The 19,555-nt window shown below is 71.7% G+C and carries 19 protein-coding genes and 1 pseudogene; 9 read left to right on the top strand and 11 right to left on the bottom strand.

Annotated features, from left to right (window positions below):
* Window positions 1-28: 28 nt before the first annotated feature.
* Complete coding sequence (gene lysS, locus OHO83_RS21150; protein WP_329434308.1) at window positions 29-1,831, top strand: lysine--tRNA ligase; 1,803 nt, start codon at window positions 29-31, stop codon at window positions 1,829-1,831.
* Window positions 1,832-1,895: 64 nt separating this feature from the next.
* Here the strand turns inward: lysS and OHO83_RS21145 are convergent, their stop codons facing one another.
* The 3 genes from OHO83_RS21145 to OHO83_RS21135 all read right to left on the bottom strand — a co-directional run bounded on the left by OHO83_RS21145 (window position 1,896) and on the right by OHO83_RS21135 (window position 5,235).
* Window positions 1,896-3,206: a DUF2637 domain-containing protein gene (locus OHO83_RS21145; RefSeq protein WP_330279721.1), complete on the bottom strand. Its 1,311-nt coding sequence runs from the start codon at window positions 3,204-3,206 to the stop codon at window positions 1,896-1,898.
* A gap of 198 nt (window positions 3,207-3,404) precedes the next feature.
* On the bottom strand, window positions 3,405-4,244 hold the full coding sequence (locus OHO83_RS21140; RefSeq protein ID WP_330279720.1) for a DUF3558 domain-containing protein: 840 nt from the start codon (window positions 4,242-4,244) through the stop codon (window positions 3,405-3,407).
* 130 nt (window positions 4,245-4,374) lie between these two features.
* The gene (locus OHO83_RS21135) at window positions 4,375-5,235 is read right to left on the bottom strand and encodes a DUF3558 domain-containing protein (protein ID WP_330279719.1); all 861 of its coding nucleotides are present in this window, start codon (window positions 5,233-5,235) and stop codon (window positions 4,375-4,377) included.
* A gap of 213 nt (window positions 5,236-5,448) precedes the next feature.
* On the opposite strand from OHO83_RS21135, the gene OHO83_RS21130 reads away from it, so the two are divergent.
* On the top strand, window positions 5,449-6,642 hold the full coding sequence (locus OHO83_RS21130) for an RtcB family protein (RefSeq protein ID WP_266673087.1): 1,194 nt from the start codon (window positions 5,449-5,451) through the stop codon (window positions 6,640-6,642).
* A gap of 42 nt (window positions 6,643-6,684) precedes the next feature.
* Here OHO83_RS21130 and OHO83_RS21125 read toward each other — a convergent pair whose 3' ends face one another.
* From OHO83_RS21125 to OHO83_RS21115, 3 genes are all read right to left on the bottom strand, one after another.
* Complete coding sequence (locus OHO83_RS21125; RefSeq protein WP_266673088.1) at window positions 6,685-6,858, bottom strand: hypothetical protein; 174 nt, start codon at window positions 6,856-6,858, stop codon at window positions 6,685-6,687.
* Window positions 6,858-7,634 (bottom strand): SDR family NAD(P)-dependent oxidoreductase, encoded by a 777-nt coding sequence (locus OHO83_RS21120; protein WP_266673090.1) that lies wholly within the window; start codon window positions 7,632-7,634, stop codon window positions 6,858-6,860. The genes OHO83_RS21125 and OHO83_RS21120 overlap by 1 nt, the downstream gene beginning before the upstream one ends.
* Before the next feature lie 61 nt (window positions 7,635-7,695).
* Window positions 7,696-8,034 (bottom strand): YnfA family protein, encoded by a 339-nt coding sequence (locus OHO83_RS21115; protein WP_330280790.1) that lies wholly within the window; start codon window positions 8,032-8,034, stop codon window positions 7,696-7,698.
* Between the two features lie 349 nt (window positions 8,035-8,383).
* Here OHO83_RS21115 and OHO83_RS21110 point away from each other — a divergent pair, with 349 nt between their 5' ends.
* Both OHO83_RS21110 and OHO83_RS21105 read left to right on the top strand, forming a co-directional pair.
* A complete protein-coding gene (locus OHO83_RS21110) occupies window positions 8,384-8,716 on the top strand; it encodes a hypothetical protein (protein ID WP_266673092.1) in 333 nt (110 codons plus the stop codon).
* 69 nt (window positions 8,717-8,785) lie between these two features.
* Window positions 8,786-9,217 (top strand): GNAT family N-acetyltransferase, encoded by a 432-nt coding sequence (locus OHO83_RS21105; protein WP_266673094.1) that lies wholly within the window; start codon window positions 8,786-8,788, stop codon window positions 9,215-9,217.
* On the opposite strand, the gene OHO83_RS21100 is transcribed toward OHO83_RS21105, so the two are convergent.
* Both OHO83_RS21100 and OHO83_RS21095 read right to left on the bottom strand, forming a co-directional pair.
* Window positions 9,198-9,764: a GNAT family N-acetyltransferase gene (locus OHO83_RS21100; protein WP_266673096.1), complete on the bottom strand. Its 567-nt coding sequence runs from the start codon at window positions 9,762-9,764 to the stop codon at window positions 9,198-9,200. The genes OHO83_RS21105 and OHO83_RS21100 overlap by 20 nt on opposite strands.
* Window positions 9,765-9,768: 4 nt before the next feature.
* Window positions 9,769-10,605 carry a helix-turn-helix domain-containing protein gene (locus OHO83_RS21095; protein WP_266673098.1) on the bottom strand — a complete coding sequence of 279 codons (837 nt, stop codon included), beginning with the start codon at window positions 10,603-10,605 and terminating at the stop codon, window positions 9,769-9,771.
* Window positions 10,606-10,666: 61 nt separating this feature from the next.
* On the opposite strand from OHO83_RS21095, the gene OHO83_RS21090 reads away from it, so the two are divergent.
* The 3 genes and pseudogenes from OHO83_RS21090 to OHO83_RS21080 all read left to right on the top strand — a co-directional run bounded on the left by OHO83_RS21090 (window position 10,667) and on the right by OHO83_RS21080 (window position 13,082).
* Complete coding sequence (locus OHO83_RS21090; protein WP_266673100.1) at window positions 10,667-11,293, top strand: TIGR03086 family metal-binding protein; 627 nt, start codon at window positions 10,667-10,669, stop codon at window positions 11,291-11,293.
* Window positions 11,294-11,373: 80 nt separating this feature from the next.
* A pseudogene (locus OHO83_RS21085) lies at window positions 11,374-12,375 on the top strand (LLM class flavin-dependent oxidoreductase); the annotation flags it as partial.
* Between the two features lie 104 nt (window positions 12,376-12,479).
* Window positions 12,480-13,082 (top strand): FMN reductase, encoded by a 603-nt coding sequence (locus OHO83_RS21080; protein WP_266673103.1) that lies wholly within the window; start codon window positions 12,480-12,482, stop codon window positions 13,080-13,082.
* A gap of 15 nt (window positions 13,083-13,097) precedes the next feature.
* Here OHO83_RS21080 and OHO83_RS21075 read toward each other — a convergent pair whose 3' ends face one another.
* Window positions 13,098-15,062, bottom strand: coding sequence for a hypothetical protein (locus tag OHO83_RS21075; RefSeq protein ID WP_330279718.1), 1,965 nt, complete (start codon window positions 15,060-15,062; stop codon window positions 13,098-13,100).
* Between the two features lie 19 nt (window positions 15,063-15,081).
* Window positions 15,082-16,356, bottom strand: a complete 1,275-nt coding sequence (locus OHO83_RS21070) for a glycosyltransferase family 4 protein (protein WP_329434303.1) — start codon at window positions 16,354-16,356, stop codon at window positions 15,082-15,084.
* A gap of 210 nt (window positions 16,357-16,566) precedes the next feature.
* Here OHO83_RS21070 and OHO83_RS21065 point away from each other — a divergent pair, with 210 nt between their 5' ends.
* Window positions 16,567-17,268, top strand: coding sequence for a response regulator transcription factor (locus OHO83_RS21065; RefSeq protein WP_266676544.1), 702 nt, complete (start codon window positions 16,567-16,569; stop codon window positions 17,266-17,268).
* Window positions 17,269-17,270: 2 nt separating this feature from the next.
* Window positions 17,271-18,740, top strand: a complete 1,470-nt coding sequence (locus OHO83_RS21060) for a sensor histidine kinase (RefSeq protein WP_266673109.1) — start codon at window positions 17,271-17,273, stop codon at window positions 18,738-18,740.
* Between the two features lie 57 nt (window positions 18,741-18,797).
* On the opposite strand, the gene OHO83_RS21055 is transcribed toward OHO83_RS21060, so the two are convergent.
* The gene (locus tag OHO83_RS21055; protein ID WP_266673111.1) at window positions 18,798-19,397 is read right to left on the bottom strand and encodes a hypothetical protein; all 600 of its coding nucleotides are present in this window, start codon (window positions 19,395-19,397) and stop codon (window positions 18,798-18,800) included.
* Between the last annotated feature and the right edge of the window lie 158 nt (window positions 19,398-19,555).

The following is a 19,555-nucleotide window of genomic DNA, read 5'->3' as shown; positions in this document are numbered from 1 at the left end:
TTCCCCCAAGCGCCCGGTAACTGGGAGAATGGCCGCAGCAGAGCTCACCCGTTCCACCCGACGCGCAGAGAAGGACGACCGAATCGTGGCCCAGAGCACAGGCGCGGAGACCCAGGACTGGGTCTCCCGTTACGCGGACGATGTCATCGCCGAGTCCGAGCGCCGCGCCCCGGGCAAACCGGTCGTCGTGGCCTCCGGCCTCTCCCCCTCCGGTCCCATCCACCTGGGGAACCTGCGCGAGGTCATGACCCCGCACCTGGTCGCCGACGAGGTCCGCCGCCGCGGGTACGAGGTCCGGCACCTGATCTCCTGGGACGACTACGACCGGTACCGCAAGGTCCCGGCCGGTGTCCCCGGCGTCGACGAGTCCTGGGCCGAGCACATCGGCAAGCCGCTCACCTCGGTCCCGGCGCCCGCCGGATCGGCGTACCCGAACTGGGCGGAGCACTTCAAGGCCGCGATGACCGGGGCGCTCGGCGAGCTGGGCGTCGAGTTCGACGGCATCAGCCAGACCGAGCAGTACACGTCGGGCGTCTATCGCGAGCAGATCCTGCACGCGATGAAGCACCGCGGCGACATCGACGCGATCCTCGACCAGTACCGCACGAAGAAGGCCCCGCCGAAGCAGCAGCAGAAGCAGCAGAAGCCGGTCGACGAGGCCGAGCTGGAGGCCGCCGAGGGCTCCGGCGCCGCGAACGAGGACGACGGCAGCGGCGGCGTGGGCGGCTACTACCCGTACAAGCCGTTCTGCGGCGCGTGCGGCAAGGACCTCACCACGGTCACGTCGTACGACGACGAGACGACGGAGCTGTCCTACACCTGCACGCTCGACGGCCACAGCGAGACGGTCCGGCTGACGGAGTTCAACCGCGGCAAGCTGGTCTGGAAGGTCGACTGGCCGATGCGCTGGGCGTTCGAGGGCGTGATCTTCGAGCCGTCCGGTGTCGACCACTCGTCCCCGGGCTCGTCGTTCCAGGTCGGCGGGCAGATCGTCGGGATCTTCGGCGGCAAGCAGCCGATCGGCCCGATGTACGCGTTCGTCGGCATCAGCGGCATGGCGAAGATGTCCTCCAGCAAGGGCGGGGTCCCGACCCCGGCCGACGCGCTCCAGATCATGGAGCCGCAGCTGCTGCGCTGGCTGTACGCCCGCCGACGGCCCAACCAGTCCTTCAAGATCGCCTTCGACCAGGAGATCCAGCGGCTCTACGACGAGTGGGACAAGCTCGCCTCCAAGGTCGCCGACGGCTCGGTCCTGCCGGCGGACGCCGCCGCGTACACGCGCGCCGTGGGCACCGCGGCCGGTGAACTTCCGCGCACCCCGCGGCCGTTGCCGTACCGCACCCTGGCCTCCGTCGCCGACGTCACCGCCGGTGCCGAGGACCAGACCCTGCGCATCCTCAGCGAGCTCGATCCGGAGAACCCGGTCACCGCGCTCGACGAGGTGCGGCCGAGGCTCGACCGGGCCGAGGCGTGGATCAGCAAGTACGTGCCCGCCGAGTCGCGCACCCTGGTGCGCGCCGAGCCGGACACGCAGGCGCTGGCCGCGCTCGACGACGAGGCCCGCGAGTCGCTGCGGCTCCTCCTCGACGGTCTGGACTCGCACTGGTCCCTCGACGGCCTGACGCACCTCGTCTACGGCGTGCCGAAGGTCCGGGCGGGCTTCTCGCCGGACGCGACGCCGAAGGAGCTGCCGCCGGAGATCAAGACGGCCCAGCGGTCGTTCTTCGCGCTGCTGTACGACCTGCTCGTCGGCCGTGACACCGGGCCGCGGCTGCCCACGCTGCTGCTCGCCGTGGGCGCGGACCGGGTGCGCAAGCTGCTCGGAGCCTGATCCGCCACAGACGAAAAGGGCCGCACCGGATGTTCCGGTGCGGCCCTTTCGTGTCTGCGGCGGGTCAGGCGATGTGGTCCTCGATGAACTCGCTGTTCAGCCGCTGCATGAACAGGTCCATGTAGCGGTGCAGTTCACGGGGTTCGAGGCTGGTTCCGAACGTGGCCTCGACGTTCGCGTGGAACGTGCCCGGGGTGGGCCCGCCCTCGCCGTCTATCGACTTGCGGAACACCTGGTACAGGTCTTCCTCCGTCGGCGGCTCCTCGCCGTTCTCGATGCCCTCACCGAGTTGGCGGGTGCGGTTGGGCCCGGACGGAACGGGGAACTCCGGCTCCTGCGCCTGCATCTGCGCCGGTGCCTGCATCTGCGCGGGGATGAAGGCCTCGGCCGGGAACTGTTCCTGGACCTGGCCGGGAGCCTGGTCCTCCTGCTGCTCCTGGTACCAGGGCTCGTACTCCTGCTCGGGCACGTACGACGGGTCGTAGCCGCCGTCGTACGACATCGCCTGCGGCGGGGTCGCGAACCACGGGCTCGACTCCTCACCGGCGGCAGCGGCAGCGGCAGCCTCGGCCGGAGTACTGGGCTCGGCGGGGATCGGCTGCGGTCCAGTGGCCACCGGAGCGGGACGCTCCAGCTCGGGAACGGGTACGGGGGCGGCCGGTGCCGGGGCCGGGGGCAGCAGCGCGGGTTCGATCCCGGCGGCCGCGAGCCCTGCCGGAGCCGTCTCGGCGAGCGGGACGCCGTAGCGCGCGAGGCGCAGCGGCATCAGGGACTCGACGGGGGCCTTGCGGCGCCAGGCGCGGCCGAAGCGGGAGTGCAGGCGGGCCTGGTAGACGAGACGGTCCTGCTCGAGCTTGATGACGGCCTCGTAGCTGCGCAGCTCCCACAGCTTCATGCGGCGCCACAGCAGGAACGTGGGCAGCGGGGAGAGCAGCCAGCGCGTGAGGCGCACGCCCTCCATGTGCTTGTCGGCCGTGATGTCCGCGATCCGGCCGACCGCGTGGCGCGCCGCCTCGACCGAGACGACGAACAGGATCGGGATGACGGCGTGCATGCCGACGCCGAGGGGGTCCGGCCAGGCGGCCGCGCCGTTGAACGCGATCGTCGCCGCGGTCAGCAGCCACGCCGTCTGGCGCAGCAGGGGGAACGGTATGCGGATCCAGGTCAGCAGCAGGTCCAGGGCGAGCAGGACGCAGATACCCGCGTCGATGCCGATCGGGAACACATAGCTGAAGTTCCCGAACCCCTTCTGGAGCGCGAGTGAGCGAACGGCCGCGTACGAACCCGCGAAACCGATGCCGGCGATGACCACCGCACCGGCGACGACCACGCCGATGAGTATGCGGTGCGTCCGTGTCAGCTGTGGCGCGGCCACACGTGCTCCCCTCCCTGTACGCCTTGTTGCGCGCAACAGCCTCGCACATCGGCGCGGGGGTCCGTGGCCCGGTACGGCGGGAGCCCGGCCCCATAAGGGACCGGGCTCCGCAAAAGGCGTGACCGGCAAGTGAGTTGAGGCCCGCTCGGTACCGACCGGGGGCCGCGGAGGGCCACTTGGTGACCGGCTGCCCCGTGGTTACGACTTGGAGGACGCCTTCTCGGACGGCTTCGCGGAAGACTTGTCGGACGTCTTGCCCGACGGCTTCGAGGAGGCCTTGTCCGACGGCTTCGCCGATGCGGAACCGGCGGTGTCCGAGCCACCCGCCCCGTTCGCCGCGACGACCGCCGCGACGGCGTCCTTCGCCGCCTTCTCGGCGTCCTTCACCAGCTCGTCGGCGCCCGGCGTCTTCTCGCCCGCGAGACCCGCGCCGTTGTAGTCGATCGTGACGACGACGTTCTCGACGCGCGTGACGACCGTCTGCTGCTTGAAGGTGCCTTCCTTCTTCTTCAGCTCGTACGTCACCGCCGTCGCCTCGTCGCCCGTGCCGCTGACCGGCTCCGACTTCGGGGACTTCGCGCCGTCCACGGACTGTGCGTCGGTCACCTGCTTGGTGAAGTACTCGTGGGCCAGCTTGTTGCCGCTGCCGCGCGCGGCGTCCGAGTCGAAACGCATCAGCGACGCGTTCAGCCAGCGGAACTGCGACCCCTTCACGCCCTTGTTGTCGAGGCTCGACCAGGAGCAGGTGCCCCGCACCGACTCGTCGTCGGAGGAGCCCGCCTTGCCCGACTTCGCCTCCGGGACGAGATCGTCGAGCGTCTTCTTGGAGATCGCGGCGCACGGCTGCGGCAGCGAGTCGTACGCGGCCGCCTTCACCTTGGCGGCCGCGTCACTCGCGGAGGCCGACGGCTTCGAAGAGCCCTTGTCGGCCCCGTCACCGGAGTCCGAGCCGGAGGAGCAGCCGGATGCCACGAGGATCACCGGCACGGCGGCTGCGCAGACAAATATGCGGGTGAGTCGCTTGGTCGGTCGGTGCATGGTTCCTTATTCTCCGGGTTTGCCTGGTACGTACCCGAGAGGTGCGGCCCGGGTCCGATGGGCCACCGTACGCCCAAGCCGGGTGGCACGGCTCGGCTTCCGCGGACCCGCGCACCCGTGCTACCACCGGTTACCCGCCCAGCGTCCCGGCCAGCTTCCGGGCCAGTTCCTGCGCCCTGTCCTGCATTTCCTTGCTGTCCGGCACCTTCGCGGCGGGTCCCGGCTGCTGCTCGTACTCGACGGTCACGATGACGTTGGACGTGCGGAACACCACAGTCACCGTGCGGTGGCCGCCCGCCGACGCGGACGCCGTCAGCTGGTCGTCGAGGAACGCCTCGTCGGCCAGCCCCTCGAGAGCGCGGGGCTGCAGTCCGGCGTTCGGAGCGGAGTCGTCCGTCGGGCTCGACGAGGCGTCGTCCGTCGCGTCGTCCGTCTTGTCCGACTTGCTCCCTTCCTTCTCCGTGTCGTCCCCGGCGTCCTCGCCGGTGCCGGCCGAAGGGGAGTGGGAAGGGGTCGGTGACGTGGTGCCCGTCGGGACCGGCTCCGGCAGATGAGCCTTGGCCCGCTTCGACGTGAAGACCTGGCCGGCCTCCGTGTCGTCGCTCACCGTGGTGTCGTAGGACACGACCCGCTCGAAGTCGACCAGCAGGCGATGCGTCGCGTCCGCCCCGTCGTCCTTCCAGCGGCAGCCCACGCGCCGGTCCGTGTCGTACGTGACCGTGGCCGCGCCCTCGTAGGCCTTGTCGCGCTGCTCGCCCTCGGGGAGCCCTTTGATGCCGGGCAGCATCTTGTCGAGGGTGCCCTTGTCGGGCTGTCGGCACGGCTCGGGCAGGGTGCGGTACTTGCCGGGCCGGGCGGCCGCGGCGGTGGTGCCGACGTCGCCGGGCTTGGAGTCGGTCGCGTCACCGGTGGCCCCGGAACCTCCGGTACAGCCGGTGAGCAGCGCTGCGAGGAGCGCGGCGACGCCGGGTACGTACGCCTTCCGCTGCACGGTGATGGCCCCTCTCGACAAGGTGACACGTCGTCGGACGTGCTTATTCGGTTGCCGTCGCAGGACGGCCGATGGACACAATGTGTATCGCACGCACTGCTGTGAACGCCGGTCCGATTTCCCATTCGTCGACCTTGGCGCCGGTATTTGCGATTCCTGACTTTTGATCAAGTACGCGAACGTACGGGAGCGTACGGGGGAAACGAGGACACTATGTCGTATGTAGAGGTTCCGGGGGCGAAGGTGCCGATCCGGATGTGGACGGATCCGGCGTCGGTCGAGGACGTGGCGATGCAGCAGCTGCGCAATGTCTCGACGTTGCCGTGGATCAAGGGTCTGGCCGTGATGCCCGATGTGCATTTCGGCAAGGGTGCGACGGTCGGCTCGGTCATCGCGATGCACGGCGCGGTCTGCCCGGCGGCGGTGGGCGTGGACATCGGCTGCGGCATGTCGGCGGTGAAGACGTCCCTGACGGCGAATGACCTGCCCGGCGACCTGTCCCGGCTGCGCTCGAAGATCGAGCAGGCGATCCCGGTCGGCCGCGGTATGCATGACGACCCGGTGGATCCGGGGCGACTGCACGGCTTCGGCACGGGGGCCTGGGACGACTTCTGGGGGCGGTTCGAAGGGGTCGCGGACGCGGTGAAGTTCCGTGAGGAACGGGCCGCGAAGCAGATGGGGACGCTCGGCAGCGGGAACCATTTCTGGGAGTTTTGCCTCGATACCGACAATTCGGTCTGGGTCATGCTCCATTCGGGTTCGCGGAACATCGGCAAGGAACTGGCCGACCACCACATCGGCGTCGCGCAGAAGCTGTCGCACAATCAGGGCCTGGTCGACCGGGACCTCGCGGTGTTCATCGCGCAGACCCCGCAGATGGCGGCGTACCGCAACGACCTGTTCTGGGCGCAGGAATACGCGAAGTACAACCGCGCGGTCATGATGGCGCTCTCCCTGGACGTGATTCGCCGCGAGTTCAAGAAGGCGAAGCCGACGTTCGAGCCGGTGATCTCCTGCCACCACAACTACGTCTCGGAGGAGCGCTACGACGGCATGGACCTGCTCGTCACCCGGAAGGGCGCGATCCGTGCGGGTTCCGGTGAGTACGGGATCATTCCGGGCTCGATGGGCACGGGCTCGTACATCGTGAAGGGCCTCGGGAACGTGGCGTCGTTCAACTCGGCGTCGCACGGCGCCGGCCGCAGGATGAGCCGGAACGCCGCGAAGAAGCAGTTCTCGACGAAGGACCTGGAGGAGCAGACGCGGGGCGTGGAGTGCCGTAAGGACTCCGGCGTCGTCGACGAGATCCCCGGTGCCTACAAGCCGATCGAGAAGGTCATCGACCAGCAGCGCGACCTGGTCGAGGTCGTCGCGAAGCTGAAGCAGGTCATCTGCGTGAAGGGCTGAACCGCCCTCGGCGCGCGCCTGCTTCGCCGCTCGGCCGCTTCGCTACTTCGCGTGCGTGACCGCGTAGATCATGACGAGGGCCACCAGGTGGATGCCGAAGAGGAAGTAGGCCAGGTACCACCACATGTGGCGCTCGCCGCGCTTTTCCTCTTCGCGGCGGCGCTCGTCCGCTTCGCGCTCCAGGACCTCGAGCGGGTCGGGGGGTACCGGGGGCATCACAGCTCCCTGTGGACCTTGGTGTTGGAGGCCTGGGCGCGGGGGCGGACGACGAGCAGGTCGATGTTCACGTGGCTGGGGCGGGTGACCGCCCACGTGATGGTGTCGGCCACGTCGTCCGCCGAGAGCGGTTCGGCGACGCCCGCGTAGACCTTCTCGGCCTTCTCGGTGTCGCCGCCGAAGCGGGTCAGGGCGAACTCCTCGGTCTTGACCATGCCGGGCGCGACCTCGATGACGCGGACCGGGGTGCCGACGATCTCCAGGCGCAGGGTCTCGGCGAGGACGTGCTCGGCGTGCTTGGCCGCCACGTAGCCGGCGCCGCCCTCGTACGTGCCGTGTCCGGCCGTGGAGGAGAGGACGACGACCGTGCCGTCGCCGCTCGCGGTGAGCGCGGGGAGCAGGGCCTGGGTGACGTTGAGCGTGCCGATGACGTTCGTCTCGTACATCTGGCGCCACTCGGCGGGGTCGCCCGTCGCCACGGGGTCCGCGCCGAGCGCGCCGCCCGCGTTGTTCACGAGGACGCCGATGGTCTTGAAGGCCGTGGCGAACTCGTCGACCGCGGCGCGGTCCGTGATGTCGAGCGCGTAGGCCGCCGCCTGGTGGCCCGCGTCGTTGATCTCGGCGGCCAGCGCCTCGATCCGGTCCTTGCGGCGCGCGGTGAGCACGACCCGGTAACCGGCCGCCGCCAGCTGTCGTGCGGTGGCTGCGCCGATTCCGCTGCTCGCGCCGGTGATGACGGCGATGCGGGAGGCGGCTGCGGGCGCGGCGGCGGTCATGGCTTGCTCCTCGGACGTGCGATCGACTCCCGCCAGGATAGGCAGGCGGCGCGCGATCGTGTCACCGGCCGCCTCGGGGCGCGTACATGATCACGGCCATGCCGGCCAGGCAGATGAGGGCTCCGGTGACGTCCCAGCGGTCGGGCCGGTAGCCGTCCGCGACCATGCCCCAGGCGATCGAGCCCGCGACGAAGACGCCCCCGTAGGCGGCGAGGACGCGGCCGAACTCGCCGTCGGGCTGGAGCGTGGCCACGAAGCCGTAGATGCCGAGGGCGATGACGCCCGCGCCGATCCACGCCCATCCCCTGTGTTCGCGCACGCCCTGCCAGACGAGCCAGGCGCCGCCGATCTCGAAGAGGGCGGCGAGGACGAAGAGGAGGGCGGAGCGGGCGACGAGCATGCGCTCCAGGCTGCCATGCCGGTCCTGGGCGGCCGTCACACCGTCACCTGTTGGACGGCGCCTGCGGGGCGGGATGCGTGGGATACATCAGGAGACCCGCCTGGCCGTGACCCGTGATTCGTGGTCGGTGATCTGTGGCGGAGGACGAGAGGGCGGAGAGAACATGCTGGTGAGGCGTGGTGTGAGCTGTGGTGTGGGGCGTGCGGTCGGGCGTGGGCTCGGGTCTGTCGGGCTGAGTGCCGCCGCGGTGCTGGCGGCCGGTCCCGCCGCTGCCGAAGGGCCCCTGCCGCGGCCCGTTCGGGAGGTCGATCTGGCGTATCACGGGCAGGTCGCCATGTCGGGGGGCCGAGTGGATACCCGGCTGATCCCCCAGAACCACGGTCCGTCGTCGGTGGCGGACGCCACGCTGCGGCTGCGCTGGTCGGTGCCCGTCACGGACACGCGGGGGCTGCCGCCGATGTGTGTGCGGGCGGACACGCGGACGGTCCTGTGCCGGACCGGCGCGCTGCCGGCCGACAGCAGGGGCAGGCGGATCCGGGTGTCGGCGCGGCTGGCCGGGGCGCCTTCGGAGGTGACGGTGCGGATCGACACGATGTGGAGCGGAGGCACCACGGACCGCAATCCGCAGAACAACACCCCCAAGGTGCTGGCCCTGGACACCGGCGACGTCTACTACTTCTGACTCCTGTGAGCCGGGGCTGCTTCCGAGACGGGGGTGTGCGGCCCCGGGCCGGGCTCCTATCGTTCGGGCATGAAGATCACTGACATGGAGCCCGGCGATCCACGCCTCGGCACCGAGGTCCTGCCCGTGCTCCAGGAGCTGCGCCCGCACCTGACCGACGAGCTGTTCTCCGAGGTGTACGCGGAGGGGTACCCGCAGGGGCTGCGGTTCACGGCCGCGTACACCGACGACGGGTCGTGCGCCGGCGTCGCGGGGTGGCGCGTGGTCGCCAACACGAGTGCGCTGCGCAAGCTGTACGTCGACGACCTGGTGACGTCTGAGGCGGCCAGGTCCGGCGGCGTGGGCCGGGCGCTGCTCGCGTATCTGGAGGAGCGGGCGCGTGAACTGGGCTGCCGCACGCTCCAGTTGGACTCGGGGACGCGCCGGACGGACGCGCACCGCTTCTATCTGCGGGAGCGCATGGACATCACGGCGTTCCACTTCACGAAGAAGCTCGACTGAGGGTCCGCAGGTCGAGGTGCCAGTCGTGGCAGCGGATCGCGCGGCCCTTCGGGTACTCGAAGTCGCAGGGTCCGCGCAGGGTGAAGCCCGCGCTGCGGCAGACGCCGTTCGACGCGGAGTGGTCGACGGCCGGGAACGCGTGCAGATGGCGCAGGCGTGCCCGGTCGGCGGCCGCGTGTGCGGCGACGAGGCGGGCGGCCGCGGCGGCGATGCCGCGGCCCTGGTAGCCGGGGAGGACGCCCCAGCCGGTCTCCCAGATCCGTTCCCCCTGCCACGGTGTCGCCCAGTAGCCGATGGAGCCGGCCGCGGGGGCGTCGGGTCCCGCGGTGATGCGGAACATCCGGCCGTGCCCGTCGAGCGTGGACAGGGCGAGGTAGCGGCGGTGGCGGTCCATGAGCTGGTCGAGGGTCTCGGGGCCGCCGAGGTGGGCCGTCATCTCGGGCGCGTTGTTCTTGAGCAGGAGGTCGAAGTCGGCGTCCGCCCAGGGCACGAGGCCTATGTGCGCCGTCAGGTCCCCGGCCGTCCTGTGTCCTGTGCTGTGCGTCATCGGTTCATCGGTTCCTCGGTGCGTAGGCCGTCGGCGGGACGCCCACGGTCGCGGTGAAATCTCTGACGAGGTGGGCCTGGTCGGCGTATCCGAGGTCGGCGGCGAGGGCGGACCAGTCGACGGCGGCGTCCGAGTCGGCGCGTTCCAGGGCCTGGTGGATGCGGTGGCGCAGGATGATCCACTTCGGTCCGACGCCGACGTAGGCGGAGAAGAGGCGTTGCAGGGCCCGTACGGAGAGGCCCTGTGCGGCCGCGAACTGGCCGACGCGGTGCACGGTGGCGTCGGTGCGGATGCGGTCGACGAGGTCCATGGCGAGGTCGGCCTGCGGGTCGTGGGCGGCGGCGCGGGCGAGCAGGAAGGCGTCGAGTGCGGCCACGCGCGCGTTCTCGTCGTCGGGGCCGGTGACCGCTCGCGCGGTGTCGGGCGGGGCGCCGGTGAACACGTCGCCCATGGGCAGCTCCTGACCGGTCCAGTGGAGGACCGGCACGTCAGGGGCGTACGGCCGGAAGCCTCCGCTGCGGAACTTCACCCCGCACACCCGGCCGCGGCCGGTCAGCTTCTTGGTGAACAGGCCGAGCGTGACGCCGGTGACCACGCCGACGGGCGGTCCGCCGGGGCCTTCGGTGCCGCCCTCGTCGTCGTAGCGCTCGAAGGTCAGGTTGACCGAGGGGTGCGGGACGATGTGCGAGGCGTAGGGCTCGGAGAGGTCCCAGTCGATGAACCAGTAGTTCTCGACGTAGTGGCGCAGCGGCTCGGCGGGCTCGTGGCGGCGGAACCGTACGCGGGTCAGGAGCTCGTTCGGGTCGACGATGCCGCGGGTGTCACGGCTGGGTGCGGCCATGGCCGGATCGTATGTCGCCTTTCTTCAAGACGGGCCGGGTTCGGGCTCGTAGCTTGGCGCCATGAATGACATTCACGGGAACAACGGGAGTCCGGGGATCCCGCGCGGCATCGGTGATCTTCTGGACGTGGCCGTGCGGCGGGCCGTCCCGGTCGTCGGCGCCCTGCCCGACGGCTGTCTCGAAGCGGCGACGCCGTGCGCGGAATTCGATGTGAAGGCCCTTGTCAATCACCTCTTCCAGGTGATGGAGCAGTTCCAGCGGCTGGCCGCGAAGCAGGACTCCGACTTCACGGAGTCCGCGGACCGGGTGGCCGAGGGGCCCGACTGGCGCGAGCGGTTCGGTGAGGAGGCCCGGAAGCTGGTCGCGGCCTGGTCGGCGCCGGGTGCCGAGGAGGGGACGACCGGCGCGATGAACATGCCGGCGGCCACGGTCGGCTCCATGGTGCTGCTCGATCTGACCGTGCACATCTGGGACCTGGCGCGGGCGACGGGGCAGGAGTACGTGCCCGAGGGGGAGGCGCTCGCCGTCGTGGAGCGGCTGGCCGGGACCGTCGCGGAGCTGGCGCCGACGGCGCGGTCGATGGGGGTGTTCGGGGAGGCGGTGCCGGAGCCCGCGGGGGCGTCGGCGTTCGAGCGGCTGCTCGCGGCGACGGGGCGGGATCCGCGGTGGGCGGCGCCGGTGAGCTGAGGACCCCCGAGGAATAGAGGCGGGGCCGTCACCGTTCGAGGGTATAGTTGAATCGTCAACAACCTCGAAGGGTGAGAGCAATGCAGTTCGGGATCTTCAGCGTCGGCGACGTCACAGCCGATCCGACGACGGGCCGTACGCCGAGCGAGCACGAGCGCATCAAGGCCATGCTCGCCATCGCCCTGAAGGCGGAGGAGGTCGGGCTCGACGTCTTCGCCACCGGCGAGCACCACAACCCGCCCTTCGTGCCGTCGTCGCCGACCACGATGCTCGGCTACATCGCCGCCCGCACCGAGAACCTGATCCTCTCCACCTCCACGACGCTGATCACCACGAACGACCCGGTGAAGATCGCCGAGGACTTCGCGATGCTCCAGCACGTCGCGGACGGCCGCGTCGACCTGATGATGGGCCGCGGCAACACCGGCCCCGTCTACCCCTGGTTCGGCAAGGACATCCGCGAGGGCATCAACCTCGCCGTCGAGAACTACGCCCTGCTGCGCCGCCTGTGGGACGAGGACGTCGTGACGTGGGAGGGCAAGTTCCGTACGCCGCTGCAGTCCTTCACCTCGACGCCGCGTCCGCTCGACGGGGTCGCGCCCTTCGTGTGGCACGGCTCGATCCGCTCGCCCGAGATCGCGGAACAGGCCGCGTTCTACGGCGACGGGTTCTTCCACAACAACATCTTCTGGCCGATGGAGCACACCAAGCAGATGGTGAACCTCTACCGCCGGCGCTTCGCCCACTACGGGCACGGCGCGCCCGAGCAGGCCGTCGTCGGCCTCGGCGGTCAGGTGTTCATGCGCAAGAACTCGCAGGACGCGGTGCGGGAGTTCCGCCCGTACTTCGACAACGCGCCCGTCTACGGGCACGGCCCCTCCCTGGAGGACTTCACCTCGCAGACCCCGCTGACCGTGGGATCCCCGCAGCAGGTGATCGAGCGCACCCTCGGCTTCCGGGAGCACGTCGGTGACTACCAGCGCCAGCTGTTCCTGATGGACCACGCCGGTCTGCCGCTGAAGACCGTCCTGGAGCAGCTCGACATCCTCGGCGAGGAGGTCGTGCCGGTGCTGCGCAAGGAGTTCGCGAACAGCCGCCCGGCGAACGTGCCGGACGCGCCGACGCACGCGTCGCGCGTCGCCGAGGCGGAGCTGAAGGCCCAGCAGGAGAAGGAGGTGCCGTCCGTATGAAGCTCGTCGTCGTGTCGGCGGGGCTGAGCGCCCCGTCGTCGAGCAGGATCCTCGCCGACCGGCTCGCGCAGGCGGTGACCTCGCAGGTCGCGGGCGCCGACGTGGACGTGACCGTCGTCGAACTGCGGGACCTGGCCGTCGAGACGGCGCACAACCTGGTCACCGGGTTCCCCGGGCCCGCCCTCAGGGAGGCGCTCGACGCGGTGGCCGGGGCGGACGGCCTGATCGCCGTGTCGCCGGTGTTCTCGGCCTCGTACAGCGGTCTGTTCAAGTCGTTCTTCGACGTGCTCGACAAGGACGCGCTCACCGGGAAGCCGGTGCTCGTCGGGGCGACCGGCGGTACGCCGCGGCACTCGCTCGTCCTGGAGCACGCGATGCGTCCGCTCTTCGCCCACCTGCGGGCCGTGGTCGTGCCGACCGCCGTGTACGCGGCGTCGCAGGACTGGGGAGCGGAGGGTCTCGAGCAGCGCGTCGAACGGGCCGGCGGCGAGCTCGCCCGGCTCATGACCGGGCTCGCGGCGGCCCGCCCGGCGCCGGTGGAGTGGGGCGACGACGTCATCCCCTTCGAGCGGCAGCTCGCCGCGCTGCGGGCGGAGTAGGAGTCGTCCGCCGGGTTACGGGCCCTGCGGGGCGGCCGGCGCGAGCCAGGCCGTCCAGCCGGGGGTGTGGTGCAGGGGATACGGCGTCCAGTCGCGCGCGTAGTGCGGTGGGCGCTGTCCCCTTGCCGTGAGGAGGGCGGTCGGCATCTTCGCGGCGCGGTCGAGGATGCCCGCGACGGTCGTCGAGACGTTGTTGCCGTCCACCTGGGCGGAGGCGCAGCCCGCGTCGTAGGCGATGGGGAGGGCGCGCGGGCCCGAGACCAGACAGGGCGGGCGCAGGCCCAGGGTGCGCAGGCCGTCGGCGGCGGCGCGGTAGCGCTCGTTCGTGAGGGCCGCGGACGCGGTGACCTGGGTCAGGACGGTGGACTGCGAGAGGAGCTGCGCCGCGATGAGTAGTCCCGCGAGGACGAGGGCACGGCGCGAGTTCAGGCGCGTGACCAGGCCCGCGACCGGCAGCGCGAGGAGCGCGTAGGCCGGGAGCAGGAAGCGCGGCGCCGAGTAGTCGATCATGAGCAGATACGGCACGGAGAGCGCGGCGGCGACGGCCATGGGCAGCGCGGTCGGCAGGAGCCGGCGCTCGCGCACGGCGTAGGCGAGCGCGGCAGCGGCGAGCAGGGGCAGGGCCAGCCACCACAGAGTGAGGCCGGGGGAGTCCAGGGTCGCCGCCGTGCACGGGCGGCACAGCAGGGGGCCGTTGAGGCTGGACCAGGCGTGGTCGAAGTTGAGGTGCAGGCCCATGTCGCCCTCGGTGGCGCTCGACACATGCAGCCGGTCCTGGACCGAGCCGAAGCGGATGTACGCCTCCGCGACCCACTGGGCGAGGCCGACCGCGAGTCCGCCGACCAGGTAGGGCAGGGTGCGGCGGTTGCGGAACAGGGCCGTGGCGATCAGGGGCAGGGCGAGCCAGACGGCGTCCGGGGCGCGGAACAGGGCCGTCGCGGCGACACAGCCCGCGAGCCACCGGTCGGCGCGGGGTTCGCGCCCGGTCACCGCACGCAGGAACCAGCCGGTGGCGGCGACCGCGCCGAACGCGACCCAGAGGTTGGGCATGGCCTGAGGCCCGGAGATCTGGGTGATCCACAGTCCCGCGAACAGCAGCGCGGCGAGGGCGGTGGTGCGGGCCCCGACGACGGGACGCCATACGCGGAACGCGGCGTACAGGGCGGCCGACGAGAGCAGCGTGAGCCCGATGCGCAGGACGAGGACGGACGGGGTGGCCGCGATGAACGGCGCGGTCAGGAAGCTGATGCCGCGGGAGCGCGGCGCGCTGAAGAAGGCGGCGGGGACACGCGGGTCGTACTGCGACACGTACACGGTCTCGTCCCACCCGAGCGCGTGCGCGAGCGGCGGCACGACGAGCACGAACTGGACGAGGGCGTAGGCGAGGGCTACGAGGGCGAGCCACGGGACGGCGCGGGGGCGCTTTCCGGGGGCGCCGGGTGGGGCGCCGGTGGCGGCTGGGCGGCCGGGCATGGGTCCGGTGCGGCGGCGGGGGGTGGTGATGGCTGCGGCGTGGGCCCCCGGGCGGGTGGCCCCGGCCTCCGGCCGACCTGTCTCCGGGCGGCCCGTCCCCGGTCGCGTGGTGGGGGCTGTCGGGTCCGTGTCCGGGCGAGCGGTGGCCGTCGGGTCGGGCGGCTGGGCGAGATGCCGCCGCGGGGTCGAGTGGCCTGGCGCGGAGGGGCGCTCGGCCCACCTCGGTGCCGTGGTTCCGGTCTCCGGTCGGGCAGTGGTGGCTGCCGTGGGCGGCCGGGCGTCGGGCCCGGACAGGGACGTGCCGGGCCCGGACGGGGACGGTCCGGATGCGGACGGTCCGGGCTTCGGGTGGAGGTCGGGCCGGGGGGCGGGTCGCCGCCGGTTCTGATCGGCCCGCCTCCCCCGGCCCTCGGTGGCCCGGTCCCGCTTGGCTCCGGGGGCCTTGGGGCCTTGCGGGCGGGCCGGTTCTGGGGTGGGGGTGCCGAGGTGTGCGTCGTCGGTCGTCATGTGCCTTCCCGCTCGTGCGTCACGTGGGGCGTGGGTCCGAGCGGGCACCGCGCGCGGGCGCGGTCCGGGCCGGGCCGCGGGGCGAACGGGTCTTGCGCCGCGCCCAGTTGACCGCCCGGTGGCGCAGCCGCTGCCAGGAGCGCAGGCGCCGCGTCTCACGGAGCTCGGCGAACAGAAGCTCGTACCGGGCGACGATCGGATCGGGGTCGTAGCGGCGGGCCGACGCGAACGCGGCGCGGGCCATGGAGTGCCGCTGCGGCGCGTCCTGGATGAGGCCGACCACGGCGTCGGCGAGGGCGCGCGCGTCCCCGACCGGTACGAGCCTGCCGTCGACGCCGTCCGTGATGATCTCGGCGGGGCCGAGCGGCGCGTTGGTGCTGACCGCCGGAACCCCGCACCGCATGGCCTCGACGAGCGTCATCCCGAAGGACTCGGCGTCGGAGGCGGACACCACGATCGACGCCTTGGCGAACTCCGGCTCGATGGGTGAGCGCGCCCCCATCAGATGCGCGCGCCCGGTCAGCCCGAGCCCGGCGATGAGATCGCGCAGCTTCGCTTCCTCGGGCCCGCCGCCGTAGATCCGCAGCTGCCACTCGGGCTCCCGCGCGGCGACGGCCGAGAAGGCCTCCAGGAGCAGGTCGAAGCGCTTGCCCGGAGCGAGACGCCCGGCGCTCGCGATGATTTTGGAAGTTCCCTCGGACGGGGGACAGGGCGCCTCCGGCACGATGTTCGGGACCGACAGAACCCGTACACCCGGCAGGGTCATGCGCGCTCGGTACACCTCGGCGTCCGCCGCGGTCATGGTGACGACGGCGTCGAGTGAGCGGTAGTGGCCGGCGAGCACCGCCCGGAGCTTCTTGCTGTGGGCGTCGTGGCGCAGGTGCTCCTGCCCGATGCGCAGCGCGGTGCGCGGGCCGTACATCGCCAGATAGACGTTGATGCCGGGGCGCGTACCGATCACGACGTCAGCGTCGCAGCGCTCCAGGTACTCACGCACACGCAGATCGTGCAGACGGGTGTACTGCTTGTGGCGCTTCTCGGCGGCCGGAAAGTCCTGCGCGGGCTCCCCGTACGCCGCGTACCGACTGTCGACGCCGCCGATGCGCGTGTCGACGAGCGGGACCAGTGAGACGGCGGGGTCGACCGTGAAGCGCGGCACCTCGCGGTGCCGGGACATCGAGACGATCTCCACCTCGTGGCCGCCGCACCCGGTGAGCGCCGCGGCGAGGTTGAGCGTGGTCCGTACGGTCCCGCCGATCGCGTACGCGTTGTGCAGCAGGAACACGATCTTCATGGACAGCCCTCCCGGCGGGCCCTGTGCCCGCTACATACGTCGGCAGCCTGGTCCAGCGAGGTAAGCCGCCGTTCGTGCCCGGGTGAGAGGCGAGTAAGAAGGCGCCCGGCGGGCCCTTGGTCAGGGGGTACGCCCCCGGGCGCGGGAGGCACACTGGAACGCGTGTCCCCAACCGCTGCGTCCGCCACGCCCCGCGCCGCGTCCCCGTCCGTGCTGCTCGCCGAGGACGACCGCGCCATCCGCCATGCCCTGGAGCGGGCCCTGACCCTGGAGGGTTACGAGGTCACGGCCGTCGCCGACGGGGTGGAGGCGATCGCCCAGGCCCACCGCAGCGCGCCCGACATCCTCGTTCTGGACGTGATGATGCCGGGCATCGACGGGCTTCAGGTGTGCCGGGTGCTGCGCGCCGAGGGCGACCGCACGCCGATCCTGATGCTGACGGCGCTCGTCGAGACGCCCGACCGGATCGCGGGCCTGGACGCGGGCGCGGACGACTACGTCGTGAAGCCGTTCGACGTGGACGAGGTCTTCGCGCGGCTCCGTGCCCTGCTGCGCCGCACCGATGGCGCGGCCTCGGCCGACGGGCGCGACGCGGCACCGCCCGAGCCGGACGGCCAGGTCGCCGCGGCCGACCTCCGGATGGACCCGCAGGCGAGGCGGGCCTGGCGCGGTGAGCGCGAACTGGAACTCACCCGCACCGAGTTCGACCTCCTGGAGCTGCTTGTGCGCAACGCGGGCATCGTCCTCGACCACGCCACGATCTACGACCGCATCTGGGGCTACGACTTCGGCCCCGGGTCGAAGAACCTCGCCGTCTACGTCGGCTATCTGCGCCGCAAGGTCGACGAACCCGGCGCCGACTCCCTGATCCACACCGTGCGCGGCGTCGGCTACGTGCTGCGGGAGGACTGAGGATGCCGCGTCGCCGCCTGCGCGCGTTCCTGCACGGGCGGCCGCGCGCCCGGTCCCTGCGGACCACGTTCGCCGTGTCGTTCGCGGCCGTCGCGGCGGCCGTCACCGTCCTGGTCGGCTTCCTCTCCTACGACGCCGCGGCGCGCCTGGTCCGCGTCGACCAGCAGGCCGTGTTCGACGAGGTCGTCACCGACCTGCGGCAGCAGGTGAAGGAGACCCGGCTCACCCCGTACGACTTCGCGTCGGGGGACCCGGACCACGACGGGCCGCGCGACGACCTGATCCGGCCGGCCCGCACGGATGTCCAGGTCCTCGGGCCGGGCGCCCGGATCGTCGACCGCGGCAGCCCGCGGCTGCCGGTGAACGCGGCGGACCGGCGCACCGCCGACGAGGCGCACGCGGGTGTGACGGAGGAGGCCGACGGGGCGGAGAAGAGCGGGTCGCGGCGCGATGTGGAGATCGGCGGGGACGAGTACCGGATGACGTCCGTGTCACTGGGCGGCGGGCGCGGCGCGGTCCAGGTCGCGCAGGAGTTCAGCGACACGGAGGACCTGCTGCGTGAACTCCAGCAGCGCACGGGCCTGTTGGCCGGTTCCGTGATCATCGCGGCGGGTCTCGTCGGCTGGTGGCTGGCGCGCCGGATCACGGGGCGCCTGGTCAGGCTGGCCGAGGCGGCGGAGGACGTGGCGGGCACGGGGCACCTCGATGTGCGGGTGCCGGTCACCGGCGGCGACGAGGTGGGCAGCCTGGGGCGCTCCTTCGACCGGATGCTGGGGCGGCTCGCGCGCTCCATGGAGGACCAGCGCCGCCTGGTGCAGGACGCCGGTCATGAACTGCGTACGCCGCTCACCTCGCTGCGTACGAACATCTCGCTGCTGCGCCGTATCGAGGACCTGCCGGCCTCCGCCCGCGAGGAGCTGATCGCCGACCTCGCGCAGGAGTCGCGTGAACTGACCGATCTGGTCAACGAGCTGGTGGAGCTGGCCGCGGGCAAGGAGGACGACGAGCCGGTCGTCGAGGTGGCGCTCGCCGAGACGGCCGAGGACACGGCGGTCCTCGCGCGCCGTCGCACGGGCCGCACGGTCGTTGTGCGTGCGCAGGGCGACACGGTGATCATGGGCCGCCCGGCCTCGCTCCACCGCGCGGTGTCGAATTTGGTGGAGAACGCCGCCAAGTTCGACAGCGACGGGACGGAGCCGATCGAGATCGTGGTCACGGGAGGCCTCCCGGACGGCGTGCGCGTCGAGGTGCTCGACCGGGGTCCCGGCATCGCGGACTCGGACCTGGGCCGGGTCTTCGACCGCTTCTACCGCGCGCCGGCCGCCCGCAGCCTGCCCGGATCCGGACTCGGCCTGTCGATCGTCCAGGAGGTGGCGGCGGCCCACGGGGGCGTGCCGTTCGCGAAGGCGCGAGTCGGCGGGGGAGCGGCGATCGGGTTCATGGTGCGGGGGGTGCCGAAGGAGCGGGACTGAGGGCCGGCGACGAAGGCGGGGCCCGAGAACCCCGCCCGAAACCAAGGAAGCCCCGGCTCAGGGCCAGACGAGGCAGTAGGCCTGGTGTCCCGCGTCGTGCAGCCGGTGGCTGAAGTCCTGCCATTCGTGCAGCAGTTGGTACACGTTGAACGCGTCGCGCGGGCCGCCGCGGTCCGGGACCGTCGACCAGATGAACGCCGCGGCGCCCACGGCTTCCTCGCCGACGCCGCGCAGCGGGTCGACGACCGTCATGGGCAGCTTCACGACCGCGTAGTCGGGGTGCAGGACGACCAGTTCCAGCGGGGGGACCTTGTGCAGAGGTATGCCCTCTATGCCGGTGAGGACCATCGCGGCCATCGTCTCCGGCTTGATCTTGGTGAACATGCCGCCCATGCCGAGCTCGTCACCGCCGAGCTCCTCGGGACGCATCGAGATGGGGACACGGGCCGCCGTGGCGCCGTCGGGCGCGCCGAAGTATTTGTACGTCACCCCCACCCGGCCACCATTCCTGCTCCCGGTCCCGCCCAGTGCCTGCCCGGCGTCCGCTTCTTCCGCCGGTGTCGCTGCCGCCTCCGCGTCGCGCCGGTGCTTTCCCCGCCGGGCACGCCGGGGGCCCAGATCGTCGGTCCCCTCGCCCAGTCCGCCACCGCGATGCATATCTCCACCCGACTGCTTTTCCAGGGCGCCTCGCCCCTTTTCTAGGCCGCGCGGCCACCACTGCGCAACCCGATCATCGTGTCAGTGACCTCCCCCACGGTCACTCGCCGAAACGTGCGGTGAAACACCTGCGCGGGCCGGGGAGCGAACCCCGCGCC

Source organism: Streptomyces sp. NBC_00569, assembly GCF_036345255.1.
Taxonomy (GTDB): Bacteria; Actinomycetota; Actinomycetes; order Streptomycetales; family Streptomycetaceae; genus Streptomyces.
The sequence above is the reverse complement of the archived record's forward strand: the minus strand, read 5'-3'. Positions and strand labels throughout refer to the sequence as shown.